Source organism: Agreia sp. Leaf244 (assembly GCF_001422695.1).
In the GTDB taxonomy this organism is placed as follows: domain Bacteria; phylum Actinomycetota; class Actinomycetes; order Actinomycetales; family Microbacteriaceae; genus Agreia.
On the sequence record NZ_LMLX01000001.1, the window covers coordinates 599,617 to 624,919 of the forward strand.

21 protein-coding genes are annotated in these 25,303 nt (G+C 68.2%); 6 read left to right on the forward strand and 15 right to left on the reverse strand.

Going from position 1 to position 25,303, the window contains the following annotated elements:
- Positions 1-47: 47 nt before the first annotated feature.
- The gene (locus ASF06_RS02745) at positions 48-1,649 is read right to left on the reverse strand and encodes an HNH endonuclease signature motif containing protein (RefSeq protein ID WP_162237673.1); all 1,602 of its coding nucleotides are present in this window, start codon (positions 1,647-1,649) and stop codon (positions 48-50) included.
- 112 nt (positions 1,650-1,761) lie between these two features.
- On the opposite strand from ASF06_RS02745, the gene pgm reads away from it, so the two are divergent.
- Positions 1,762-3,408 (forward strand): phosphoglucomutase (alpha-D-glucose-1,6-bisphosphate-dependent), encoded by a 1,647-nt coding sequence (gene pgm, locus ASF06_RS02750; RefSeq protein WP_055942990.1) that lies wholly within the window; start codon positions 1,762-1,764, stop codon positions 3,406-3,408.
- Positions 3,409-3,553: 145 nt separating this feature from the next.
- Here the strand turns inward: pgm and ASF06_RS02755 are convergent, their stop codons facing one another.
- The 3 genes from ASF06_RS02755 to ASF06_RS02765 are packed head-to-tail and all read right to left on the reverse strand — an operon-like array spanning position 3,554 to position 6,855.
- Positions 3,554-4,504: an amidase domain-containing protein gene (locus ASF06_RS02755; protein WP_082500657.1), complete on the reverse strand. Its 951-nt coding sequence runs from the start codon at positions 4,502-4,504 to the stop codon at positions 3,554-3,556.
- Between the two features lie 58 nt (positions 4,505-4,562).
- A complete protein-coding gene (locus tag ASF06_RS02760; RefSeq protein WP_055942996.1) occupies positions 4,563-5,942 on the reverse strand; it encodes an MFS transporter in 1,380 nt (459 codons plus the stop codon).
- Positions 5,935-6,855: a M15 family metallopeptidase gene (locus tag ASF06_RS02765; protein ID WP_157439046.1), complete on the reverse strand. Its 921-nt coding sequence runs from the start codon at positions 6,853-6,855 to the stop codon at positions 5,935-5,937. The genes ASF06_RS02760 and ASF06_RS02765 overlap by 8 nt, the downstream gene beginning before the upstream one ends.
- Positions 6,856-7,015: 160 nt before the next feature.
- Between ASF06_RS02765 and ASF06_RS02770 the strand changes: the two genes are divergently transcribed.
- Positions 7,016-8,884: an MDR family MFS transporter gene (locus tag ASF06_RS02770; RefSeq protein WP_082500658.1), complete on the forward strand. Its 1,869-nt coding sequence runs from the start codon at positions 7,016-7,018 to the stop codon at positions 8,882-8,884.
- Between the two features lie 125 nt (positions 8,885-9,009).
- Positions 9,010-10,437, forward strand: coding sequence for a glycoside hydrolase family 1 protein (locus tag ASF06_RS02775; RefSeq protein WP_055943004.1), 1,428 nt, complete (start codon positions 9,010-9,012; stop codon positions 10,435-10,437).
- A 141-nt stretch (positions 10,438-10,578) separates the two neighbouring features.
- On the opposite strand, the gene ASF06_RS02780 is transcribed toward ASF06_RS02775, so the two are convergent.
- Positions 10,579-11,037, reverse strand: coding sequence for a VOC family protein (locus tag ASF06_RS02780; RefSeq protein WP_055943007.1), 459 nt, complete (start codon positions 11,035-11,037; stop codon positions 10,579-10,581).
- Positions 11,038-11,130: 93 nt separating this feature from the next.
- Between ASF06_RS02780 and ASF06_RS02785 the strand changes: the two genes are divergently transcribed.
- Positions 11,131-12,180, forward strand: a complete 1,050-nt coding sequence (locus tag ASF06_RS02785; protein ID WP_055943010.1) for a LacI family DNA-binding transcriptional regulator — start codon at positions 11,131-11,133, stop codon at positions 12,178-12,180.
- A 252-nt stretch (positions 12,181-12,432) separates the two neighbouring features.
- Here the strand turns inward: ASF06_RS02785 and ASF06_RS02790 are convergent, their stop codons facing one another.
- Complete coding sequence (locus ASF06_RS02790; protein ID WP_055943014.1) at positions 12,433-13,089, reverse strand: TetR/AcrR family transcriptional regulator; 657 nt, start codon at positions 13,087-13,089, stop codon at positions 12,433-12,435.
- Positions 13,090-13,225: 136 nt separating this feature from the next.
- Here ASF06_RS02790 and ASF06_RS02795 point away from each other — a divergent pair, with 136 nt between their 5' ends.
- The gene (locus ASF06_RS02795) at positions 13,226-14,764 is read left to right on the forward strand and encodes an MFS transporter (RefSeq protein ID WP_082479494.1); all 1,539 of its coding nucleotides are present in this window, start codon (positions 13,226-13,228) and stop codon (positions 14,762-14,764) included.
- A 103-nt stretch (positions 14,765-14,867) separates the two neighbouring features.
- Here ASF06_RS02795 and ASF06_RS02800 read toward each other — a convergent pair whose 3' ends face one another.
- Entirely contained in the window at positions 14,868-15,746 is an 879-nt protein-coding gene (locus ASF06_RS02800; protein ID WP_055943017.1) for a DNA-methyltransferase, read from the reverse strand.
- Positions 15,747-15,789: 43 nt separating this feature from the next.
- Between ASF06_RS02800 and ASF06_RS02805 the strand changes: the two genes are divergently transcribed.
- Positions 15,790-16,074, forward strand: coding sequence for a GNAT family N-acetyltransferase (locus ASF06_RS02805; RefSeq protein WP_055943020.1), 285 nt, complete (start codon positions 15,790-15,792; stop codon positions 16,072-16,074).
- Between the two features lie 21 nt (positions 16,075-16,095).
- Here the strand turns inward: ASF06_RS02805 and ASF06_RS02810 are convergent, their stop codons facing one another.
- The 8 genes from ASF06_RS02810 to ASF06_RS02845 all read right to left on the reverse strand — a co-directional run bounded on the left by ASF06_RS02810 (position 16,096) and on the right by ASF06_RS02845 (position 25,297).
- Positions 16,096-17,145: a lipoate--protein ligase family protein gene (locus ASF06_RS02810; RefSeq protein WP_055943023.1), complete on the reverse strand. Its 1,050-nt coding sequence runs from the start codon at positions 17,143-17,145 to the stop codon at positions 16,096-16,098.
- A 23-nt stretch (positions 17,146-17,168) separates the two neighbouring features.
- Positions 17,169-18,014, reverse strand: coding sequence for an alpha/beta hydrolase (locus ASF06_RS02815; protein WP_055943026.1), 846 nt, complete (start codon positions 18,012-18,014; stop codon positions 17,169-17,171).
- A gap of 90 nt (positions 18,015-18,104) precedes the next feature.
- On the reverse strand, positions 18,105-18,950 hold the full coding sequence (locus ASF06_RS02820; protein ID WP_055943029.1) for a transglutaminase family protein: 846 nt from the start codon (positions 18,948-18,950) through the stop codon (positions 18,105-18,107).
- On the reverse strand, positions 18,947-19,879 hold the full coding sequence (locus tag ASF06_RS02825; protein ID WP_055924862.1) for an alpha-E domain-containing protein: 933 nt from the start codon (positions 19,877-19,879) through the stop codon (positions 18,947-18,949). The genes ASF06_RS02820 and ASF06_RS02825 overlap by 4 nt, the downstream gene beginning before the upstream one ends.
- The gene (locus ASF06_RS02830) at positions 19,873-21,618 is read right to left on the reverse strand and encodes a circularly permuted type 2 ATP-grasp protein (RefSeq protein ID WP_082500660.1); all 1,746 of its coding nucleotides are present in this window, start codon (positions 21,616-21,618) and stop codon (positions 19,873-19,875) included. The genes ASF06_RS02825 and ASF06_RS02830 overlap by 7 nt, the downstream gene beginning before the upstream one ends.
- 345 nt (positions 21,619-21,963) lie before the next feature.
- Positions 21,964-22,920, reverse strand: a complete 957-nt coding sequence (locus ASF06_RS02835) for an alpha/beta hydrolase (RefSeq protein WP_055943032.1) — start codon at positions 22,918-22,920, stop codon at positions 21,964-21,966.
- Positions 22,921-23,120: 200 nt separating this feature from the next.
- A complete protein-coding gene (locus tag ASF06_RS02840) occupies positions 23,121-24,245 on the reverse strand; it encodes a M24 family metallopeptidase (RefSeq protein ID WP_055943035.1) in 1,125 nt (374 codons plus the stop codon).
- Complete coding sequence (locus tag ASF06_RS02845) at positions 24,242-25,297, reverse strand: LacI family DNA-binding transcriptional regulator (RefSeq protein ID WP_055943038.1); 1,056 nt, start codon at positions 25,295-25,297, stop codon at positions 24,242-24,244. Before ASF06_RS02845 ends, ASF06_RS02840 begins: the two co-directional genes overlap by 4 nt.
- Positions 25,298-25,303 lie beyond the last annotated feature (6 nt).

Sequence of the window (25,303 nt, forward strand, 5' to 3'; positions counted from 1 at the left end):
CCGCGGCTCGAGCGGCGCACTGGTAGACCTCAGCCCGGCCAGCATCGTCACAGCGACCTCGCCGCAGGCAGCACGGTGTGGGCCTCGTGCGGCTCGTGGGTTGCTTGGGCGTTGTGGCGCGCAACGCCCCTGAATCTCAGTTTGATCGGTGCCTGGCCCGGATCTCGGAGTGCGGACGGCACCCAGTAGTACGACTCCTCGTACTCTCTGCCAGGAATTCTGATGATTCGGTGCCCATCGTTGTGAAGTTGCATGTGATGGAACCGGCAGAGCAGGATTCCGTCGTTGATATCGGTCTTGCCACCCTCGCTCCAGTGCTGCAGGTGGTGCACCTCGCAGAACGAGGCCGGGGCGTCGCAGCCAGGGGCGACACAGCCGCCCTGGAGAGTCGCTATGACCACACGTTGCGCCCGAGTGTAGAGCCGCACTTCGCGGCCGAGGTCTAATGGCGACCCATCGGCATTGCGCACGATCGGCACCAGGCCGGTGTCGCAGGCCAGCCTCGAAACCATGTTCATCGATACCGGGATGCCTGTTCCCTGGATGAACGCGACTCCGTCACCGTCGGGGCGAGCGAGCTCTGCGGCGGTGACCACAACCTGCACCGCCGGGCGCTTCTGGGAGAGGATCGCGTTCTCGTCGGCGAGCGCGCCGGTCTTGAGAAGATCGACCAGCACGGATGCGCGGATCTGATCTGTGCTGCGCTCGTCTTCTACCAGCGTTGTGGCGGCGGCGGCAGCTTTGCCGTGCACGAATCGCGGGCCGCCGATGCGCGGCCCGAGCACCAAATCGAGGGCATTCTTCACCCAGGTGCCATCTTCAGGAGCGAAGGTGGCGCGAAGGTGAACCATTCCCTCGCGGTCGGTCCACACCTTCGCTTCTTGCCGGGCGAGCTGCTGCCGTTCTTTTTCTGCCACTCCGGCGCGGTCGAGGAACGCCCGCGCATTCGCGGCGTCGCGGTAGACGGTCTCGGGTAGATCCTCGGGGTGAAGGCAATCGAGGATTCGCTGCGCTGCGGCCGCAAGGGCCTCACCGGGGACCGTGTCGCTGCTGCTGCCGAGCCCGGCCCGCAGTGCCTCGAACCGGTCGGGGGTGATGGCACCCGATCTCATCTGCTCTGTCATCGCTGCGAACCATGGCGGGAGTACCGGCCCAGTATCGCCGGGCTCATCCGCGCCTGAGTGATCACCGCCGGCATCTGCGGAACCGGCCGCCGGCGGGAACGACGTGGGCGAAGCATCCATCAACGACTTGCCCAGGTGATCGATCTTTCGCGCATCGACCTTCGTCGACCCGGTCAGCGCTGCGATCAGGGTCTGCGGATTGGCGAAGCCCTCGGCCTTGGCCAGCCCGGCCCCACCCAGCTCTCGGCGAGACCGCTGATTGATCTCGGCCGACCCGCAGGCCAAAACCCGGTCGGCCTCTTGCCTCAATCGCGCGGCGAGCCGCATGAACGTCTTCACCTCTTCGGATGACAGCGATACAAGATCTGCCGACACATGGATATTCGACACCTGCGCGGTAACCGCTCGAAGTGTGTCGAATTTGTCTTCCATATAGCTATGGTACTCCTGCGAATTAAATAGCACAAGTGTTCGAATAATTCTCCGAGCAAATCCAAGCTCTGCCCAGGCGATGACGAGAGACATGCCCGGCACAAGCCGCGCCAGCCAGGGCCACTCCCCATGGCGCCCCGACGAATCGCGGAACGGGAGACGCAAGGTCTGCCAAGCCGGCGGATCCGGTGCCAGACTGTGAGGCATGGAAAACCGCGCCGGCACCGTTGCCCTCCCTGAAGATCTGGTCGATGTCGAGGCGCTCATTCGCGCCTACTACGACCTGAAGCCCGATGTCTCCATCGCCGACCAGAAGGTCGTGTTCGGCACGAGCGGCCATCGCGGCTCATCGCTGAACACCGCCTTCAACGAAGACCACATCGCCGCGACCACGCAGGCGATCGTCGAGTACCGCGCGAGCCAGGGCATCACCGGCCCCCTCTTCATCGGCATCGACACGCACGCGCTCAGCCGCCCCGCCCAGACCACGGCCCTCGAGGTGCTCGTCGGCAACGAGGTGCGCGTTCTCGTCGACGAGTTCGACAGCTTCACCCCGACGCCCGCCGTAAGCCACGCGATCATCAAATACAACCTGGCCCTTCGACAAGCTCAGGGAACGATGGAAAGCAACGAAGGGCAGGCCGACGGCATCGTCGTGACGCCCAGCCACAACCCGCCGGCGGATGGCGGCTTCAAGTACAACCCGCCCCACGGAGGCCCCGCCGACAGCGACGCCACGGGCTGGATCGCGAACCGCGCCAACGAGCTTCTCGCCGATGGCCTGCGCGGCGTCAAGCGCGCAGAGCCCAGCGCGGTCGAGACCTACGACTTCATGAACAACTACGTCGACGACCTCGGCACCATCATCGACATGGAGGCCATCAAGAAGTCCGGCATACGCATCGGCGCCGATCCCCTGGGCGGCGCGAGCGTCAACTACTGGCAGGCCATCCGCGAGCGCTACGGAATCGACCTCACCGTGGTGAACCCCGAGGTCGACCCGCAGTGGGGCTTCATGACCCTCGACTGGGACGGCAAGATCCGCATGGACCCGTCGTCGCCCAGCGCCATGGCATCGGTGCTCGCCCACCAGCACGACTACGACATCCTCACGGGCAATGACGCCGACGCCGACCGGCACGGCATCGTCACACCGGATGGCGGCCTGATGAACCCCAACCACTACCTGGCCGTCGCCATCCAGTACCTCTACGCGAACCGCGCCGACTGGAAGCCCGACGCCGCGATCGGCAAGACCCTCGTGTCGTCGAGCATGATCGACCGGGTCGCCACCGAGCTCGGACGCACACTGCTCGAGGTTCCCGTGGGGTTCAAGTGGTTCGTTCCCGGGCTCGTCGACGGAACCGTCGCCTTCGGCGGCGAGGAGAGCGCCGGAGCGAGCTTCCTGCGCTTCGACGGCACCGTCTGGACGACCGATAAGGACGGCATCATCCTGTGCCTGCTCGCGGCGGAGATCCTCGCCGTGACCGGCAAGACGCCCAGCGTTCTTTACGCCGAGCTGACCGAGAAGTTCGGCTCGCCCGCCTACGAGCGAGTGGATGCCGCCGCCACGAAGGCGCAGAAGGCCCGGCTCGGCAAGCTCGACGGCGATGCGATCACCGCCACCGAGGTTGCGGGCGAGCAGATCGTCGCGAAGCTCAGCCACGCTCCCGGAAACGGTGCGGCGATCGGCGGAGTCAAGGTCGTGACCGAGAACGCCTGGTTCGCGGCGCGCCCCAGCGGCACCGAAGACGTCTACAAGATCTACGCGGAGAGCTTCCTCGGCGAGGAGCACCTGCGACAGGTGCAGAAAGAGGCGAAGGCGATCGTCGACGAGGCCCTCGCGGAGTAGCCCCGCCGTTCCCTGAGGCTGTCGAAGGGCCCCGCCGTTCCCTGAGGCTGTCGAAGGGCCCCGCCGTTCCCTGAGCCTGTCGAAGGGCGGCCCCGGGCTACTCGACCGGCGCAGGCAGGGCGCAGGGCAGCGCGCGGGCGCGACCCTACGCGATGCTGTAGAACCAGGCGGTCGCGCCCGGGTTCTCGACCGTGATGGCCTGGTCGAGGTCGCGGTACTGCGCGTCGATGGTGTGCCCGGCCATGCTGATCGCCCCGGTCACGGGATCGACCTTCGAGACGAGCATCGTGTGGTCGACGCCGTTCTCACCCGCGGGATCCCAGTCGAACATCACGACGTCTCCGACCTTGACCTGGCTGCGCTGCTCGAGCGACAGACGCGTGGCCCGGTCGGTCTGGGATGCGAAGTACGCGTCCATCGCGGGGCCGCGCGCCCAGCTGTCGCTGAAGTCGCCGGTGGTGTTCCACTCGCTGTACCACTCCTCCGTCTCCACCCATCCACGGGCGATGAGGGTCTGGTTCACGAAGTTGCCGCAGTCGTTGTCGGGGAAGATTCCCCACACCTCGTCGTTGTAGTCCTGCCAATGGGCGAACGCGTACTGCATCTGCGCATCGACCCCGGTGAGGACCTGATAGTCGTAATTCGCGGCGCTGGCGATGACCTCGTTCTCTTCGCTCAGGGCGGTCACGCTCACCGCGCCCACCGCATAGTCGACCGCAGCGGGGGCGACGACCTGCAGCTGATTGTCGGCCGCCGCCGTTATCGACGTGGCGGAGACTCCTCCGAAGACCACGCTCGACACATCCGACAGTCCTTCGCCGGTGAGCGTGATCGTCTCGCCGCCCAGAAGCGAACCGGATGCCGGGGAGATCGTGTCTATACGCGTCACGTCTTCTTCTTTGACCTGCTCCGCCCCCTCGGTCTTGGGCTCTTCGACGGCCGCGCAGCCGGTCAGAGCGACGGCGGCGACGAAGAGGGATGCGACGAACGAGCGGGTGGTGCGGGTACGGCGAGAGATGGTTTCCTCCGGAGAAACTCGAGGCGCGCGAAGAGGAAAGACGAGCGCCTGACTAGGGTTATTTCCATCCCAACACATCTTTATGTGTGCCTCATATGGGTGACATCAGGAATTGACCTGTGCTACGTCCGACCCCTCAGATGCGCGGCGAACGCTCCGAGACACGTGCGCTCACCAGCAGGGCCAGGATGCCGACCACCAGCGAGAACGCGAAGGTCGCCACGAACGACGGCTGGCTCCCCGGACTGCCGGCGACCGAGAACGCGACGGCTCCGAGCGCCAGCGCGATGGCGGCTCCGCCCGAGTCGGCGATGGCGAGGGCCGAGGAGTTGAACCCCTGCTCGGCCGGCGCCGAGTAGTCGAAGGTGAGCACCGTGATGCGCGGATAGGCGAAGCCCATTCCCGCTCCCCCGACGAACCAGCCCCCGATGATGATCCACGCGGGCAGGTCGAGAGCGGTCACGAGCAGCACGATGGCAATCGCGATCGTCGCGCCGAGAATGCCGATGCGGATGGCGGTGCGGTGCGTGACCCGGTCGCCGAGGCGCCCCTGAACCACCGACGACGAACCCCAGGCCACTCCCGAGAAGCTGAGCGCGAGCCCGGCGAGCGCCGCCGTGAGGCCGAACCGCTCGGTGAGAACGTAGGGCAGGTAGACCTCGGCACCCATGAACGCGCCCGAGAGAAGACCCCGCACCGCGATGACGCTCGGGAGTCCTCGTCTGAGGCGCAGGCTGGCCGCGGGCAGCAGCGGCCGGAGGGCCACGAGCGCGACGACCAGGCCGCCGACCGCCAGCAGCCAACGGCCCACGCCATCCAGATCGGCGGCGATGTTCAGGCCCAGGATGGCGACGGCCAGCAGAACGGCCCACAGGGCCCGCGCGGCGCTGCTGCGGCCGTCGGGCTCGAGCCGGTCGTGCGGCGCCATGCTGCGCATGGCCGGAAGCACCATCGCCATGGCAGGAACGACCAGCACGACGACGCCGAGGAACACCCAGCGCCAGCCGAGGTACTGGCCCACCACCCCGGCGATGAACGGACCCACGAGCGCGGGAACCACCCAGGCCGCCGCGAAGGCGCCGAAGATCTTGGGCTGCAGGCTGGGAGGGTAGATCTTGGCGACGATCACGTAGAGGGCCACGGTGAGCGCTCCGCCGCCGAGGCCCTGCACCAGCCTGCCGGCGACGAAGAGCGGCATCGACACGGAGGTTCCCGCGATCACCAGACCGACAGCGAACAGGGCGACGGATGCGTAGAGCGCCTTCACAGGGCCGCGCCGGTCTGACCAGTCGCCGGCCAGCACCATGCCGATGACGCCCGACGCGAGCGGGCCCGCGAAGGCCAGGGCGTAGAGGGCCAGCCCATCCAGATCGCGCGCGATCGCGGGCATGATCGTGGTGACGGCAAGCTGCTCGAAGGCCGCGATCACGATGAGCGCGCACGCGCCGATGCTCACCAGGCGGTAGGGCCGGTCGAGGATGCTCTGGGATCGCGCGGCGGCCTCTGGCCTACTCAAGGTAGCCGGGGGCGGCGGGCAGGCCGAAGAACTCTTCGAGTGTCGTGACGCCCTCGTTGTGCATCTGCGTCGCCAGGTCGACGCCTATGTAGCGGAAGTGCCACGGCTCGTACTCGTATCCCGTGACCGCGGTCTTGTCTGCCGGATAGCTCAGCAGATAGCCGAAGCGGTAGGCATTGGCGGCCAGCCACTGGCCCGCGGTCGTCTCGCCGAAGCAGGGGCCGTCGAGGGAGCATCCGCTGCCCGTGGCGAGGATGTCGATGGCCATGCCCGTCTGGTGCTCGCTGTAGCCGGGGCGCGCGCTGGTGAGGTCTGCTCCGGCCACGCCGAGCTGGGCGACGTAGCGGTTGTAGACGATCTCCTGGATGTCGTAGGCGCGGTAGCCGCTCTGCGCCACGAGCTGCTGGCCGATCTCGGCGGTCGCGGCGTCGGCCATGGAGGCGAGTGCGTCGGCGGCCTCTTGGCGCAGGGGGTAGCCGTAGGGGTTCGGGATGTCGGCGCGCAGGTCGACCAGGTCGGGCGGGATGTAGGTGGACGCGTTGGGAATCGGGCGCGTCTTGTTGACGACGAACCAGATGCTCGTGGGGTCGTCGATCGAGCGGGCCGACTTGTCGAAGCCGGCGGGCGCGGGCGCCGGGGCGGGCTCCTGCGGGGTCGCCGCGGCCGCGGTGAAGACGGGCGCCGGAATGAGCGTGGGCATGGTCACCGAGGAGCTCGCGTCGCCCGCCGCAGAGATCGCGTCTGCAGCGACGGACGCATCGGCGTCGTTCCGCTGGGTCGTCGCGGACCACACCGCCGCCTCGCCTGCGATCACGAGCACGATAGCGACGAACCCGGCGATGAGCACGCGGTTCTTGGAGCGGCGAGAGGGTTCGCGGCGCCGCAGTTCTCGGCGCGGTCTCAACTCGTTCACCACCCCACCCTACGGGGCAAGCCCGCGTTTGCCTGAGACCGCCGATCGCGTGGTTGAGAAGCGCATTCACGGGGTGTAAATTTGCAGTCCGCGCAAGTTTGTCGACGCTCTGTTCGCGCACTCCCCTTCTTTCCTTTCACCTCTTCGCTCAGGACTCCTCATGCCACGCACGAATGGCGCCGCCTCAGGCCGCGCAAAAAGCACCAGCGCAGACCGCGCACGGGCCGCCGCCGAGTCGGGCGGAGTGCTCTCGCCCCGCCAGATCAAGTTCATCATCTTCGGACTGATGGCCGGCATGTTCCTGGCCGCGCTCGACCAGTCGATCGTCGGAACCTCGATGCGCACGATCGGTGACGACCTCAAGGGCCAGGACCAGCAGGCCTGGGTCACCACGGCCTACCTCGTGGTCTCGACCATCGCGACACCGATCTACGGCAAGCTCAGCGACATCTTCGGTCGCCGCCCCCTCTACATCATCGCCATCTCGATCTTCATCCTCGGATCGCTGCTGGCCGGCATCTCGACGTCGATGCTCGAGCTCGCGGGCTTCCGCGCCATCCAGGGTCTGGGCGCCGGCGGGCTCATGTCGCTCGCCCTCACCGTGATGGGTGACATCCTCGCCCCGCGCGAACGGGCCAAGTACCAGGGCTACTTCCTCGCCGTCTTCGGCGTCTCGAGCGTGCTGGGCCCGCTGCTCGGCGGCCTGATCTCCGGCACGAACGAGATCTTCTTCATCACGGGATGGCGCTGGATCTTCCTGCTCAACCTGCCGGTGGCCGCCATCGCCATGGTGCTCGTGGTCAGCTTCCTGCACATTCCGCACACGCGCCGAGACACCCGCATCGACTGGTGGGGTGCCGCGTTCATCGTCATGGGAATCGCACCGCTGCTGCTCGTGGCCGAGAACGGCCGTGACTGGGGCTGGGGTTCCGTCGGGGCGTTCGCCTGCTACATCATCGGCGCCGTCGGCATCGTGGCGTTCATCCTCGTCGAGCGCCGCATGGGCAGCAACGCGCTGATTCCGCTGTCACTGTTCCGCTCCTCGACCTTCTCGATGGCGAGCGTCATCGGCACCCTCGTCGGCTTCGGCATGTTCGGCGGCATGCTCACCCTGCCGCTCTACCTGCAGATCGTGAACGGCGCCACGCCTACCGAGTCCGGCCTCCTGATGATTCCGATGGTCGTCGGCCTGATGATCGCCTCCATCGTCTCCGGGCAGGTGATCGCCCGCACGGGCAAGTACAAGATCTTCCCCATCGTCGGCACGTTCCTCATGTCGGCCGCGTTCTTCTACCTGACGTTCGCCACGGCGCCCAGCGGCGTCATCTTCATCATGGGCGGCATGCTGATGCTGGGACTGGGTCTCGGCCAGCTGATGCAGACGCTGACCATCGCCAGCCAGAACTCGGTCGGCCCGCGCGACATCGGTGTGGCCACGAGCGCGGCCACGTTCTTCCGCCAGATCGGTGGAACGCTGGGCACGGCCGTGATCTTCTCGGTCGTCTTCTCCCGCGCTCCCGGCGCGATCAAGACGGCCTTCGGCGATCCGGATGTCGTGGCCGGCATCACCGCGGCGAGCCAGGACCCGAAGGTGGTCGCGGATCAGGCGAACGTCGACGTGCTCACGCAGATCCAGCTGGCGCAGTCCGGCCAGCCCAACACGCTCGGCGAGGCACTGAACGGCGACACGTCGTTCCTGAACCTGATCGATCCCCGCCTGGCCCGTCCGTTCCTCGACGGCTTCTCGAGCGCCATGGTCACCGGCTTCTACATCAGCCTCGGCGTCGTGCTCCTGGCGTTCCTGCTGAGCTGGTTCCTCAAGGCGACTCCCCTGCGCCAGAAGTCGGCACTGCAGGAGGCCTCGGACGATGCGGCCGCCCTGGCGGCGTCGAAGAACTCCTCCGACGCCGAGCGCGAGGACGCGGCCGCCCTCGAGATGCAGCTCGAGGCATCCCGCGCCGCCGGCCAGGCCGGAGCGATGATCGAGCCCACGACCGGGAGCGTGCCCGCGCAGAAGCCCCGGGAGTAGCTCGGAACCCTGCGCATACGCATCGACCGCTCCGACAGGTTTGACACCCGTCGGAGCGGTCGCCTACCGTTGTGAGATTGCGGAGAGAGCGCTCTCTCCGACGCTACAGAGGAGCACTCCACACCATGTCGCTCGACGCACCCACGTTCTCGTCCTTCCCTCCCGGCTTCATCTGGGGCTCGGCCACGGCCGCCGCCCAGATCGAGGGTGCGGCGCACGAGGGCGGCAAGGAGGACTCCGTGTGGGATGCGTTCGCGCGCGTTCCCCACGCGATCATCAACGGCGACACCCCCGAGGTCGCCGTCGACCACTACCACCGCGTCGAGCACGACGTGGCGATCATGAAGGAGCTGGGGCTCGACTCCTACCGCTTCTCGACCAGCTGGTCGCGCATCAAGCCCGGAGACCGCGAGTTCAACCGCACCGGGCTCGACTTCTACTCGCGCCTCGTCGACGAGCTGCTCGACGCGGGCATCCTGCCCTGGCTCACCCTCTACCACTGGGACCTGCCCCAGGCGGTCGAGGAGCAGGGCGGCTGGGCCAACCGCGACACGGCCTACCGCTTCCGCGACTACGCCGAGGGCGTCTACGCGGTTCTCGGCGATCGGGTAAAGCACTGGACCACGTTCAACGAACCGTTCTGCTCCGCTCTGCTCGGATACGGCGCCGGCGTGCACGCGCCCGGCCGCCGCGAGCCGCTCGCCGCCATCCAGGCCGTGCATCACCACCACCTGGCCCACGGCCTCGCCGTGAATCGCCTGCGCGAACTCGGCGCCCAGAACCTCGGCGTCACCTTCAACCTCACGAACGCGATTCCCGCCGACGCGGCCGATCCCGTCGACGTCGACGCGGCCCGCCGCCTCGACGGCATGATGAACCGCATCTTCCTCGACCCCGTGCTGCGCGGGGCCTACCCCGCCGATGTCGCCGACGACCTGGCGGCCGCCGGCATCCAGCTGTCGGAGATCGTGCGCGACGGCGACCTCGAGATCATCTCGGCACCCATCGACTTCCTCGGCATCAACCACTACCACGACGACGTCGTGAGCGGTCATCCGCTGGGCGAGGGCGCCATCGACCCGCACCTCGTCGATACCGGGCGCCCCCTGAGCTCGCCGTTCGTCGGCTCGGAGTTCCTGACGTTCCCGAGCCGCGGCCTGCCGCGCACGGCCATGGACTGGGAGGTGAACCCCGACGGACTGCGCCACCTTCTCGTGCGCCTCGGCCACGAGTACCCGAACCTGCCGCCGCTGTTCATGACCGAGAACGGCGCGGCCTACGACGATGTCGTGTCGGAGGACGGTGAAGTGCACGACCCGGAGCGGGCCGCGTTCATCCTGGCCCACGTGTCCGCCGTGGCGGAGGCGATCGCCGAGGGCGCGGATGTTCGTGGGTACTTCGTGTGGTCGCTGCTCGACAACTTCGAGTGGGCCTGGGGCTACGACAAGCGCTTCGGCATCGTGCGCGTCGACTACGACACGCAGGAGCGCACGATCAAGGACTCCGGACGCGCGTTCGCGGCCGTGTTCGCGGGCCGGCCCGCCGCCGAGTAGCCGCGCGCCCCGGGCGCCTGCGCATCCGGCCCGCGCCTGTTGCCGCTCGCGACGCCTGTTGCCGGGCGCCGGGTAACAGACGTCGCTCCGGGCAACAGACGCGACCGCGGGTCAGGCGACCGCGGGTCAGGTGGCCGCGGGTCAGGTGTTTGCGCCGAAGTCCGGGCTGCTCTCGCGCGTCTCTAGGGAGTCGAGTTCCTGGAAGATCGTGAGCTGCAGGCCGGCCGGCGCGTCGAGGCGCGAGTTGACCGAGCGCCACGGCGTCTCGCGGGGCTCGGCGATCAGTTCGGCACCGGCCGCCACGAGATCAGAGGTGACCGACGGCGAATCGTCGACCTCGAAGGCGATCCGGATGCGCGCGCTCGGCTTTCCCTCGGCCTCGACCCGGTCGATCATGCGCACCTGCGCGGGGTTGGAGATCTCGAGGGTGGCGATGCCGGCGTTGAGGATCATGACCTTCGCATCGCCCTCCCCCTCGTAGGCGGCCTGCTCGCTGAGCCCGAGAGCGTCGCGATAGAACGCGACGGAGGCGTCGTAGTCTTCGGCCTCGACCACGAGACGCAGCTGGCGAACGGAGGTGGGCGGAATCGATTCGGTCATACTGCGAGCCTACGAGCGCGTCGCGGCTCGTCTGCGCTGCGGCCGAAGCTCGCGCTTCTAGAATGGGACCCTCTCTTCAGAAGGGCCCCGTCAATGACGATCGACCAGTCAGAGCAGGCGACCACCCCGCAGGCGCCCACGCTCGAGATGGTCGCGCACGTCGCCGGAGTGTCCCGCGCCACGGTGTCGCGAGTCGTCAACGGCTCGACCGCGGTCACCCCGCAGGTGACCGCCCTGGTGAACGCCGCCATCGAGAAGCTCAACTACGTGCCCAACCGTGCCGCCCGTTCGCTCGCCAGTCGGCGCACGAACGTGATCGCGCTCATCGTTCCCGAGCAGACGTCGACCGTGTTCAGCGACCCCTTCTTCGCCTCCGTCATCCAGGGCGTCGCCGTCTACCTCAACGACACCGACTACACGCTCAACCTGCTCATCGCGTCGGAATCCTCGAGCGACAAAACCCGGCGCTACCTGCTCGGCGGAAACGTCGACGGTGCGCTCGTGGTGTCGCACCACTCCGGCGACCACTCCTACACCCGCCTCGGCCAGAAGCTGCCCATCGTCTTCGGAGGGCGACCACTGACTCCTGAACTCGACGACAGCTACTTCGTCGACGTCGACAACGTGGCCGCCGCGCGCTCGGCGACAGAGCACCTCATCGCCCTCGGCCGCACCCGCATCGCCACCGTGGCCGGCCCCCAGGACATGCCGCCCGGCGTCGACCGGTTGCGCGGCTGGCGAGAGGCCATGGATGCCGCAGGGCTCGCCGACGACCTCGTCGAGATCGGCGGCTTCTCGCCCGCGTCGGGGGCGGATGCGATCGGTCGGCTCCTCGACCGCGACGCGTCGATCGACGCGGTCTTCTTCGCGAACGACCAGATGGCGGCGGGGGCCTACCCGGTGCTGCGCGAACGAGGACGGGCGATTCCCGGCGACATCGCCGTGGCGGGGTTCGACGACGACCCGCTCGGCACCGCGCTGAGCCCGACCCTCACCACCGTGCACCAGCCCTCGTCGGAGCTCGGAGCGGGCATGGCCGCCGCCCTCGTGCGGTTGATCGCGGGCGACACGCTCGAGCACGAACAGATCATGTCGACAACGCTGGTGATCCGCGAGTCGTCGGGAGCCACGCCGACCGCGTAGGCCGACCGTTCCACTGCGCGGATCGAGTAGGCCGGCCACGGCCGTATCGAGATCGACTCGCGAACGGTCTCCTCATAAACGTGACCCCACCACACGCTGATTGAGGGGCCGCGCGGGGAACGAGCCGGTGTTATCGAAGTCCTTCCCACGGTGGCGTCGATACGGCAGCCTCGTGGCTACTCGTCAGCGCAATGGGAGGAGATGAGCACATCCGGCCCGAATACTGCGTGCCCCGGCTCGTTCCTCGCGCGACTACTCGACCGGCGTTGAGGGCGCGGGGGCCGTCGGGCCGAGGCCCACGGCGGGCAGGATGATCCCGTCGATGATGGTGATCAGGAACTCGCGGTCGACGGGCTTGCGCAGAATCAGCGATCGATACGCCACCATCGACGGCGAGATCAGCGAGATGAGCTGGATGTCGGTGTCGGAGGAGATCTCGCCGCGCTCGATGGCCCGGGTCAGCAGCATGCGATTGATGCGGGCACGCGGTTCGACGATGGCCTCGTTAGCGGCATCGGCGAGCTCGGGCGCCGACGAGAGCATCGACGCGAGACCGGCCATCACTTTGAGCTTGCGCTCGGCGTCGTGAATCGACGGCGGTCGGATCATGGCCACGAGATCGCCGCGCAGGGTGCCGGTGTCGGGAATGGGAAGCGAGTCGAGGTCGCCCTTCTTCATGCAGGCCACCGCGTCGAGCACGAGCTCGTTCTTCGAGGTCCACCTGCGGTAGACCGTGGCCTTGCCCGCACCGGCGCGAGAGGCGACCATGTCGATCGTCATGCCGTCGAAGCCGGTCTCGGCGAGAACCTCGACCGCGGCATCCAGAATCTGCTGGTCTTTGGCAGGGTCTCGCCTGCGGCCGAGTTTAGGGGCGTCACTACTCGTGTGAACGTCGTCGAGCTGCGTCATTGCGCTCGTCTCCTTCTGTTGTCCGCGATGTGCTGCTGCACCTACTCTAGCAATTAGGGAACTGTTAAGAATCGGAACTGGATAAATTCGGAACTACAGCTATCCGGAACTCTGGAGTTTCGTATATGCTGGGCCCATGACTCAGACCTCTCTCTCGCCCTCGAGCGTCGCCGACGCTGCGAAGGTCTCTTCACGCCGCTGGCTGACGCTCACCGTCGTCGCCCTCGCCCAGCTCATGGTCGTTCTCGACTCGACCGTCGTCAACATCGCCCTCCCCGCCGCGCAGGCCGACCTCGGCTTCAGCGACGGCGACCGCCAGTGGGTCGTCACGGCCTACTCCCTCGCCTTCGGAAGCCTGCTGCTGCTCGGCGGGCGCGTCTCCGACCTCATCGGCCGCAAGCGCACCTTCATCATCGGCCTCATCGGATTCGCCGTCGCCTCGGCCCTCGGAGGAGCCGCCGAGAGCTTCGGAACCCTCGTCGCGGCCCGCGCGCTGCAGGGCGTGTTCGGCGCGTTGCTCGCCCCCACCGCCCTCGCGGTGCTCACCACCACTTTCACCATTCCGAAGGAGCGCGCCCGCGCGTTCGGAATCTTCGGAGCAATCGCCGGCGCCGGTGGAGCCGTCGGCCTGCTGCTCGGCGGGTTCCTCACGGAGCGCTTCGACTGGCGCTGGAACCTCTACATCAACGTCTTCATCGCCATCATCGGCGTGATCGGCGCGGCCGTCTACCTCTCTGAGTCGAAGCGCACGGGCCCCCGCCCGAAGCTCGACATCCCGGGCACCGTGCTCATCTCGGGCGGCCTCTTCGGCCTGGTCTACGGCTTCGCGAACGCCGAGACCGACGGCTGGGATTCCCCCCTCACCTGGGGCATGCTCGCCGGAGCAGCCGTACTGCTGGTCGCCTTCGTCCTCTGGCAGCGCCGGGCGGCACACCCCCTGCTTCCGCTGAAGATCGTGCTCGACCGCAACCGCGGTGCGGCCTACGCCTCGGTGCTCATCGCGGGCGCCGGCATGTTCGGCATCTTCCTCTTCGTCACCTACTACCTGCAGGCCTCGTTGGGCTTCTCGCCCATCCAGACCGGCCTGTCGTTCCTGCCGATGATCGCGATGCTCGTTCTGGCCGCCCAGCTCGGCACGAACCTCTTCGTTCCGCGCTTCGGCCCGAAGATCATGGTGCCCGCCGGAATGATCATCGCCACGATCGCGATGGTCATGCTCACGCGGCTCGACCTCGACAGCAGCTACGCGGCCAATGTTCTGCCGGCGCTCATGATCATGGGCTTCGGAATGGGCACGATCATGCCGGCCTCGATGCAGACCGCCACCCTCGGCGTCGACCGCGAGTTCGCGGGCGTCGCGTCGGCGATGGTCAACACGAGCCAGCAGGTCGGAGGCTCGATCGGTGTGGCCCTGATGAACACGCTCGCGGCCACCGCGGCCGCCGACTACCTCGCGTCGAACGCCCCGGTCACCGCCGAGGTCGCCGCGAACGCCGCCATCGCCAGCTACGCCACCGCCTACTGGTGGGGTGCCGGTTTCTTCGCCTTCGGCGCCGTGGTCTCAGCGCTGCTGTTCCGCCGCCGTGGCCAGGGCCTGTCGCTCAGCCATGGGGCGGCACCCGCCGGGGCCGGCGCATCCGACTCGGCAGACGCCGTGCCGATGCCCGTGCACTAGCCCCGCCCGCACCACCGTGGTTCGCGCCCACTCGGCGCATCCGCTGCCCTTCGACCGGTGGCGGATGCGCCGGCCGGGCGCAGACGTTTTTCCGCGCGGCGGCCTACGGTGCCGACGCCACCACCACGGGCACGTCGGGCAGGCGGTCGCGCATCACCTGAATGGCCTCGGGGTTCTGGTCGACCAGCACGAAACGGCGCCCCAGGGCCTGGGCGACGGCGCCGGTTGTGCCGCTTCCGGCGAAGAAGTCGAGAACCCAGTCGCCTTCGCGGCTCGATGCCTGCACGATGCGCCGCAGGATGCCCTCGGGCTTCTGGGTGGGATAGCCGGTCTTCTCACGGCCGGTCGGCGACACGATCGTGTGCCACCACACATCCGTGGGCAGCTTGCCGCGGGCGGCCTTCTCGGCCGTGACCAGCCCCGGAGCCATGTACGGCTCGCGGTCGACGGTCGACGAGTCGAAGTAGTAGCGCGCCGGGTCTTTCACGTAGACGAGAATCGTGTCGTGCTTGGCGGGCCACCGGCTCTTCGACTTGGCCCCGTAGTCGTAGGCCCAGATGATCTCGTTGAGAAAGCTCTCCCGGCCGAACAGCGCGTCGAGCAGCACCTTCGCGTAGTGCGCCTCGCGGTAGTCGAGGTGCAGGTACAGCGTTCCATCGGGAGCGAGCAGCCGCCAGGCCTCGAGAAGGCGCGGCTCGATGAACTCCCAGTAGTTCTCGAACGCGTCGTCGTAGGCAAGCAGATCGCCCTTGATGCGTTCGTAGCTGCGGCCCTTGAACCCCGTGATCGACCCGACCCCCGCCGCGGTGCGGACCGACGTCGTGGACTGTCTCTTCTGCACCCGGCCCGTGTTGAACGGCGGGTCGAGGTAGATCAGCGTGAAGGTCTCGTCGGGCAGGCTCGCCAGAACGGGGAGATTGTCGCCCTGGATGACCCGGCTGACGCCCGAGACGGACGCCGGATCGATCGCATGGTCGGGCATCCTGCAATTGTGGCAGGTCTGGAGTGGGCGTATCGTTCGTTGAATGCAGAGCCGCGAAGTGCGCCACGAGCCCGATGCCAGCCGCTACACCCTCTGGGTCGACGATGAGCAGGTCGGACTCGCCGACTACGAACTGCGGGGCGACGCCATCGCGATCACCCACACCGAGATCGATCCGAGCAAGCAGCACGGCGGGCTCGGCAGCGTTCTCGTGCAGGGCGTGCTCGACCAGATCGCCGAGGGAACGCAGCGCGTGATTCCGGCCTGCCCCTTCGTGGCGACCTACATCGACAACCACGAGGAGTACCAGCCACTCACGACCCGCTGAGCTGCTCGCCGACCTCGGTCTTTACGGAACGCGGCCGATCCACTCCGGCGTGCTGAACTTGGTGCGCACCAGCTCTTCGGCCTTGGCGTACTCGTCGTCGGTGATGTCGCCGGGGGTCGCTCCGTAGAGGCCGGTGAAGGTGGCGATCATCTTGTCGATGATCTCGGCCCGCGACAGACCGGTCTGGCTGCGCAGGGGGTCGACGCGCTTCGCCGCAGACTTCGTGCCCTTGTCGCTCATCTTCTCGCGCCCGATGCGCAGCACCTGCACCATCTTCTCGCCGTCCATGTCATAGCTCATGGTGACGTGGTGCACGACGGCGCCATTGCCCAGACGCTTCTGCGCGGCCCCGCCGATCTTGCCGGTCGGGCTCGTGATGTCGTTGAGCGGCGCGTAGTGCGCGTCGATACCGAGGGACTTCAGCGCGATGATGACCCACTCGTCGAGGAAGGCGTAGGAGTCGGCGAACGTCATGCCCGAGACGAGGGCCGCGGGAACGTAGATGGAGTACGTGATGACCGAGCCGGCCTCCATGAACATGGCGCCGCCCCCCGAGATGCGACGCACGACGTCGAAGCCGTACTTCCGGGCGTTCTCGAGGTCGACCTCGTTCTTCAGCGACTGGAAGCTGCCGATCACCACGGCCGGCGACTCCCACTCCCAGATGCGCATCGTCGGCTGTCGACGCCCCTCGCCCACCTCGACCGCGAGCACCTCGTCGAGAGCCATCTGCTCGACCGGCGGAACGGCCTTCGAGTGAATGACCTGCCAGTCGTAGTCGCGCCATCCGGTGGCCTTGGCGAGCGAGCGGCGCACGGCGACCGCCACGGCCTCGGGGCTGAAGCCGAGCAGCTGCGCCCCCTCGGGCAGCGCCGCCTTGACGGCGGCCGCGATCGTGGCGGCATCGCTCTCGACCGGCAGGCCCTCGACGGCCGCGTTGATCAGCGGAAGGGCGTCGTCGGGCTCGAGGAAGAAGTCACCCGCCAGTCGGAAGTTCGCGATGCGACCATCGACTGAGTCGAGGTCGACGACCACGAGTTTGCCGCCGGGAACCTTGTACTCACCATGCATGCAGCCAGCCTACGCCGCGCTGATCACTGCGCCGTGTGGTGCTCGAGCCAGTCGAGGAGGCGGTCGGCCACGTCGGCACGGTTCGTCTCGTTGAAGACCTCGTGCCGGGCATCCGGAAACACCACGACCTCGACGTCGGCGAGCTTCGAGCGCTGCGTGTAGGCCTTGGCCAGCCGGCGCATGCTGGCGGTTCCGCCCAGGATGTCGTCGGAGCCTCCCATGATCAGCACCGGCAGATCGCGCCGGATGCGACGAGAGGGCACGCCGAACAGTCGCAGCCCGTCGCGCACGCCGAGCTCCTCCAGCGCCTTCGCCTCGAACATGTACGCGTCGTCGGCAGCCTTCTGCTGCATGGCCACGTCGCGACTCAGCCATTCGAACCCCGTGCCCCGGCCACGGGCCGGGCGGTGACGCCGCGTCAGGTCGCCGCCATCCATCGACCCCGGCATCCGCAATGCCGTACCCGTGAGCACGACGCCGTCGAACACCGTCGACCGGCTGTTGACGACCCGCTGCAGCAGCAGCGACCCGAGGCTGTGGCCGAGGGCCACCAGCGGAACGCCGGGCACCTCGTCGCGCAACAGCCGGGTGAAGCGCAGGATGTCGGACTCGGCCGTGCGCACGCCGTCGGGGCCCATGCGATGGCCGGGTTGAGTCTCGCCGCCGGGCAGCCGCGCGGTCTCGCCGTGGCCGCGCAGGTCGTGCGCGTAGACGGCGTATCCGGATGCGTTCAGCCGGCCCGCGAGTTCGGCGTACCTCCCCGAGTGCTCGCCGAGGCCGTGCACGATCTGCACGATGCCGCGAGGGTTCTCGATGGGCCAGGCGGAGTAGTGGATCGCGACGCCGTGGTCGCTGAGAAACTGGGGCACGTGCCCATTGTGTCGCCGTTCTCTGAGCTTGTCGAAGGGAACCCGCCCTTCGACGGGCTCAGGGAACGACAGGCTCAGGGAACGGGCTGCTCAGCTCTCGCGGGTGATCTCCACGGTCACGAAGAGGCTCGATCCGAAGGGCCCTGCGTAGACGCCGCGCAGCGGGGCCACATCGTTGTAGTCGCGGCCCCGGCCCACCGTCACGTGGCGGTCTCCGATGTCGATCGAGTTCGTGGGATCGAAGCCGCGCCAGTCGCCGCAGAACCATTCGACCCAGGCGTGCGACTCCCCCGCGACCGTCTCGCCGATCTCGGCGTGCGGCTTCGGGTGCAGGTAGCCCGAGACGTAGCGGGCGGGGATTCCGACCGAGCGCAGCGCACCGAGCGCGATGTGCGCGATGTCCTGGCAGACGCCGCGCTTGTCGGCCCAGGAGTCCTTGGCCGTGGAGTGCACGTGGGTGACACCCTGGACGTACTGCATCTGGTCGCCGATCGCCGAGCAGATCTCGAGCGCGGCCTCGCACGGGCTGTCATAGCGCGATGCGATCTCGTTGGCGAGCTCGACGATGTCGTCGGCCGGGTCGGTGAGGCGGGTCTGCTTCGAATGCTCGACGTATGAGGTGGCCTTGGCGGATGCATCGGCGAGCGCCTCCCAGCCGACCTTGTGCGGCTGGTGCGGGCGCGGGCGCACCTCGACGAGGCTGTTGGCGGTGAGCGACAGTTCCTTGTGCGGGGTCAGCACCTCGAAGCTCGAGACCCGGGTGCCCCAGTAGTCGAGGTAGTTGTGGTTGCTCGACACGGGGGCGATCTCGAGGTTGGAGTACAGCACGAACTGGTCGGAGCTCGAGACGGGGAGCATGCGCGCCTCGTTGTACGAGGCTGCCACCTCGCCCTCGTAGCGGTAACCGGTCACGTGCCGGATGCGAAGCCGGTTCATGTGTTCTCTCCCGTCCAGGAAGGGGCGGCGTTGGTGGGGAAGTAGCGCTGGCGGATCGCCTCGGAGGCCGTCGACGTCGCATCCTGCACGCTGTCCATGTGCTTCGGAAGCTCGTGCAGGATGTCCATGATCGGGCGGTACTCGAGCTGACTGCGGATCTGGCCGAGCAGCCGCTGCGCCCTGTCGGTGACTCCGACCCGGTCGTTGCGGGGTTCGATCGCGCGCAGCGACTCCTCTGCCCGCGAGACCGAGAAGATGATCGACCGCGGGAACAGGCGGTCGAGCAGCAGGAACTCGGCCGCGTTGCGCGCCGACGGCACGCCCCGGTAGGTGCGCAGGTAGGTCTCGTAGGCGCCGCACGATCGCAGAATGGTCGTCCAACTCGGGCCGGATGCCTCGGTGAGGCTTCTCGTCGCCAGCAGGCGGGCCGTCATGTCGGCCTGCTCGAGCGAACGCCCGAGGTTGAAGAAGTGCCAGGCCTCGTCGCGGCTGGTGCCGGACTCGACGATGCCCACGGCGAGCGCCGCGCGTTCGCGTACCCAGCCGAAGAACTCGTGCGTCTTCTCGCCCGCGATCTTGCGCGGCATCTTCGCCCGGGTCGTGTTGAGGCACTCCCAGAGCTCGGTCGACACGATCTCGCGCGCCCGGCGCGCGTTCTCGCGGGCCGCTCCGAGCGAATAGGCGATGGATGCGGGATGCGTGCGGTCTACCGCGAGGGTCGCGAGCACGTCCTGTCGCGTCAGTTCACGCTCGGGTCCGGGGACCTCGCTGCCCATGAGGGCAAGGAGCGAGCGACAGGCGAGGTCTTCCTCGATCCACGGGTCTTCGAGCAGGAGTTGAAGGTGCACGTCGAGGATGCGGGCGGTGCCGTCGCTGCGCTCGATGTAACGCCCGATCCAGAAGAGGCTCTCGGCGATGCGGCTCAGCATGCGTCTTCTCCTTCACTCCGCTCGTCGAGCGTGTCGAGACGGGCTCCCTTCGACAGGCTCAGGGAACGGACGGCCGGCAGGGGCGGATGCCCCGGGCTCCACCGCGCCTGCTGCTGCTGTTGCTGCTGGTCGTTGTTGGGCTTGTCCTGAGGAGAGTGGTCGACGGCGTGCTTGCCCACGATCGGAATCGACTGCGTGTTCGCCGCCTGGTCGGCCACCAGGCCCTGGATGTTGCGGGCCGAGGACTCCTGGAAGAAATCGGGCTCGAGGCCGATGACCCAGGTGTCCTTCGATCCGCCGCCCTGGCTCGAGTTCACGACGAGCTCGCCCTCGGGAAGCGCCACCCGCGTGAGCCCGCCGGGCAGAACCCAGATGTCGCTGCCGTCGTTGACGGCGAACGGCCGCAGGTCTGCGTGACGCGGCCGCATCCCGTCTTCGACAAGCGTGGGGATTGTCGAGAGCTGCACGACCGGCTGCGCGATCCAGCCGCGCGGGTCTTCGAGCAGCCGCTTGCGCAGCGTCTCGAGCTCGGTTTTGGATGCCGCGGGTCCGACCACGAGGCCCTTGCCGCCGGATCCGTCGACGGGCTTCACGACGAGCTCGTCGAGGCGGTCGAGCACCTCCTCGAGCGAGGCGGGGTCTTCGAGGCGCCACGTGTCGACGTTGGGGATGATCGGCTTCTCGCCCAGGTAGTACTGGATGAGGTCGGGCAGGTAGGTGTAGACGAGCTTGTCGTCGGCCACGCCGTTGCCGACCGCGTTGGCGATGGTCACGTTTCCGAGTCGCGCGGCCATCATGATGCCGGGCGAGCCCAGCTGGCTGTCGGCGCGGAACTGCAGCGGGTCGAGGTACTCGTCGTCGACCCGGCGATAGATCACGTCGACGCGCATCGGACCGGCCGTGGTGCGCATCCAGACCCTGCCGCCCGAGCAGAACAGGTCGCGGCCCTCGACGAGCTCGACGCCCATGAGTCGGGCCAGCAGCGTGTGCTCGAAGTAGGCGGAGTTGTAGACGCCGGGGGTGAGCACGACCACGTTCGGGTCGTCGACGCCGGCGGGTGCCGAGGCGCGCAGGGCCTGCAGAAGCTTGTTGGGGTAGTCGCCGACGGGGCGCACGCGCATGCTGACGAAGAGTTCGGGCAGCGTCTGCGCCATGACCCGGCGGTTGGAGATGACGTAGCTGACGCCCGACGGAACGCGCACGTTGTCTTCGAGCACCCGCCAGGCGCCCTTCTCATCGCGGATCAGGTCGATGCCCGACACCTGGATGCGCACGTTGTTGGCCGAGACGATGCCCGCAGCCTGGCGGTGGAAATGACTCGACGAGCTGATCAGGCCCGCGGGGATGACTCCGTCGCGCACCGCGTGCTGGGGGCCGTAGATGTCGGCGAGAAAGGCCTCGAGAGCGCGCACGCGCTGCTTGATTCCCGCCTCGACGGTCACCCACTCCTTCTGCTCGATCACCCTCGGAACGGCGTCGAGGGGGAAGGGCCGCTCCTCGCCCGCGAAGTCGAACGTCACGCCCTGGGCGAGGTAGGAACTGGCCAGGGCGTCGGTGCGCCCGCGCAGTTCCTCCTGCGTCATGCGGGCCAGCGCCTGATACACGTCTTTGTAGGCGGCGCGCGCCTCGACGGGGGCCAGAGAGCTGGGTTCGGGGAACATCTCGTCCCAGGCACTCGCGGACCCTCGCGATGAACGGGGGGTGAGTGTGGCGCCGTAGCCGGCGAACAGGTCAACCATGACCCGAGCCTAGTGCGGCGGTGTTGCCGGGGTGTTTCGGACGCCGGGGTGACAGCCGTACTCACTGAGGGGCGGAGTTTGGCCGCTTCCGCAGGCGTCAAAGCGGCCATACTCCGCCCGTCGGCAGTCCGGATGCGTGCGATCAGGACGAACGGGAGGAGATTCAGAGATTCGATGCGCTATGTGCGACGGAGGTCCGAGGATCCTCCGGTCTCGACGCGTTGGGCCCAAGCATTGGAAGATTCGGCGGTAAGTACAGTCCGTACGCACTCAGGGGCGGAGTTTGGCCGCTTCCGCACGCGCCTATGCGGCCATACTCCGCCCCTCGGCGACCCGCTCCGCGGGTCACTCGCGCGGCGACAGCAGGGCCTCCGCGAAGAAGTCGAGCGACCGCGAGACCTCTCGCAGCGTCGGCGTGCGGTTCAGATGCCCGTGCAGCATTCCCGTCGCGAGCTGGGTCTTGACCAGCACTCCCACCTCGGCCAGTTGCTCGGCGAACAGCTCGCCCGACGGCCTGATGTCGTCGTATTCGCTGATCAGGATGCGCGTGGCCGGGAACCCCGCGAGCGGTGCGTGTCCGGGCATCACCTCGAGCGGCAGATCCACGCTTCTGCCGGCGTAGTTCAGCAGCATGCGGCGGGAGCGCTCGGGGAGGAAACGGATCATGCGCGGAAGCGTCGCCATCACGGCCTGCACCTCGTCGGAGAGGGCGGGGAATGGAAAATGAAGCGCCGGGTAGGCCAACAGCAGCGTCGACGGCAGGGCGCCGCCCGTCGCGACGAGCCGCACGACCATCGCGGCGGCCAGGTTGGCCCCCGCGCTCGCGCCGCCGATCGCGATGCGGCGGGCATCCACCCCCAGACCATCTGCGTGAGCCGCAAGCCAGAGCCACGCGGCCTCGACATCGTCGACAGGAACCGGGTACTGAACCCCGTCATTCGCGAGCCGGTAGTCGACCGCGACGACGAGCGCCTGGGCGCGGTGGGCCAGTTCGGCGCTCGTGACGTGGGACTCGTTCATGTCTAGGTCGCCGCCGGTGAAGCCGCCGCCGTGGTTCCAGAGCAGGGCGGGCAACAGGCCTGTTGTGCGGGATGGGCGATAGACACGAACGGGGATGGGTCCGTGCGGGCCGGAGACGACGTCGTCGCGGATCTCGACGTTCGCGGGAAGCTCGTAGGGCTCCGGGTCGACGGCGAATTCGGTGAAGGCGGCAGCGTGCTCGGGGTTGGTGCGGCCCGAGTCCCAGCCGGGAATGTCATCGAGCAGGTGGATGCGCGCGGCGATGTACGGATCGAGGGGCATGGCGGGAACTCCTGTGTTCGTGCGGCCGGTTGAAGCGTTTCAGATCAGGGTAGCGGTGAGGTGGACACGGGGGAATGGGCGGAGATGCCGTGGTCCAACGCCGTATTCGGCTCGGATGTGCTGATCTCCGCCCGTTCACTCGTCGAATGGTCTCGATACGGCCGCGGGCGGCCTACTCGACCAGCGTTAGACGTACACGGCTAGAGGCGGAGTTCGGCCGGGCGGGCTCGGCCCGCGTGCTGCACCGTGGGCCAGCGCGGGTCGACGGTGAGCGACTCGATTCCGGATGGGCCGAGAAGCACCGTGTCCTCGATCTTCACCCCGGGAGCGCTGGGATTCCACGCGAAGGCCTGGTTCGACTGGATCGCATCGCGGGTCTTCGATGTCGCGCGCGGGTCGCGTCCGTTGTAGCCGGCGGCGCCTCCCTGGTGGTGGTTTCGCCACTCGTCGGCCGCGAATCCCGCCTGGCCGTACGATGCGCATCCGGCCTCGAACGCCGACGCCAGGGTCGCGCCCGCGGTCGTCGCGTCGAGGTAGGCGGCCTCCACCTCGAGGATGCGCCGCTCGGCCTCGGCGCGATCGCCCGAGCCGGACGAGGTGGCCGGTGCCCCGAAGCTCACCCAGCGCGTGATGTTCGCGATCATCCCGTGCCGCCTGGCGCAGGCCACGACCATGGCGCGCGAGCCGATCGGGTCGTCGCCGGGCAGCGGATGCCGGTAGCCGGCTCGAGCGAATCCCGACACCATGAGCACGATCGGGTCGGCTCTGCGCTCCAGCAGCCCGGCGCCGACGGATGCCGCGAGCGCCCGCTCGGACTGGCCCGGCGAGGCGGCCGAGAGAGCATCGGTCATGACCTCGGCCGTGTCGACGCAGAGGGCGCGGTAGCGCGCGAGTTCTGCAGGAAGAAGGGAAGCACGCGCCGCCCGAAGTTCGGCCGCGATGTCGGACTCGACAAGCGAGCGCGGCCCGGCAGCATCAGAACCGGAGCCCGCTGCACCGGCACCGGCAGAACCGGCGAACCCGTCGCCCAGCGCTCCGAACCACGGCGCGGTCGAGACCTCGATACCCGACGGAAGCTCCTCGGCGAGCAGCCGCGCGGCCTCGTTGGAGAACGCCGAGACCGCATCGCCCTCGCGATCGACCCTCACCTGCAGAACGGGATCGCCCATGAGGCTCGTGTGGGTGCGAGCCCCGTCGAGGTACCAGGCCAGCGCGCCGTGACTCGACAGCACCAGGCTCTCGGCGTCGCGCTCGTCGAGGATCGCGAGCAGCCTGGCGCGCTTCACCGCGCGATCGTGAGCCGAGGGCGCGCTCGAACCGGTCATGCGCCGAGAACCGGGCCCACGGCATCCGGCACGGGCCCCGTGCTCGAACGCACCTCGAGCCTCGGCCGGAAGAACACCGCGTGCTCCGGCTGGCCGCCCTCGAGCAGTTCGCGCAGCTGCGCCCAGGCCTGGCGGCCGAGCTCCATCTGCGGCACCGACATGGTCGTGAGCGAGGGTGTGGCGAAGCGGGCGAACTGGATGTCGTCGAATCCCGTCACCGAGACTCGTCCGGGAACGGGGACCTCGAGTTCGGCGAGTCGCCCCAGAAGCCCCACGGCGACGAGGTCGTTGAACGCCAGCACGGCCGTCGCCCCGTTCGAGAGCACGGCCTCCGCCGCCGCGTACCCGTCTTCGATCGCGGCGCCGCACGTGACGGTGTCGATCGTGATGCCCGGATGCGAGGCAGCGATCTCGCTCAGCCCCTCGATCCGCTCCTGGTTCGACGCGCTCTGCTCGGGTCCGCCGAGGAACAGGAAACGCGTGTGCCCGAGCGACAGAAGGTGCGCCATGAGCCCCTTGATGCCGGACGCGTAGTCGATCGACAAGGCGGGGGCCGCGAGCGCCCCGAGGTCGCGGTTGATGACGACGGTCGGCGAGACCCGGGGCAGCAGCTCGGTGAGCTGCGCGATCGGCATACGGGGTGCGCACAGCACGAGGGCGTCGCAGCGCATGCGCGCCTCGATCGCGAGCAGCCTCTCCTCGTCGACGTTCTCTGCGGAGTCGGCGACCAGCACGCGGTAGCCGTCGACGGCCGCGGCCTGCGTGACCCCGCGCAGAACCTGCTGGAACATCGGGTTGGCGAGGTCGGGAACGACGAGCGCGACGGTGTTGGTGCGGCCGAGCGAGAGGCTGCGGGCGACTGTCGAGGGCGTGTAGTCGAGATCGCGAACCGCCTGGCGCACACGCTCTGCGATCACCGGAGCGACCGTCGCGCGGCCGTTCATGACCCGCGACACGGTCGCCCGCGAGACCCCGGCGGCCGTCGCGACCTGCGCGATGGTGGCCGGGGTGGATGCGCCGGGTGTCGTGGGCGCGGAGGTGTCGCGTGTCATTCGAGC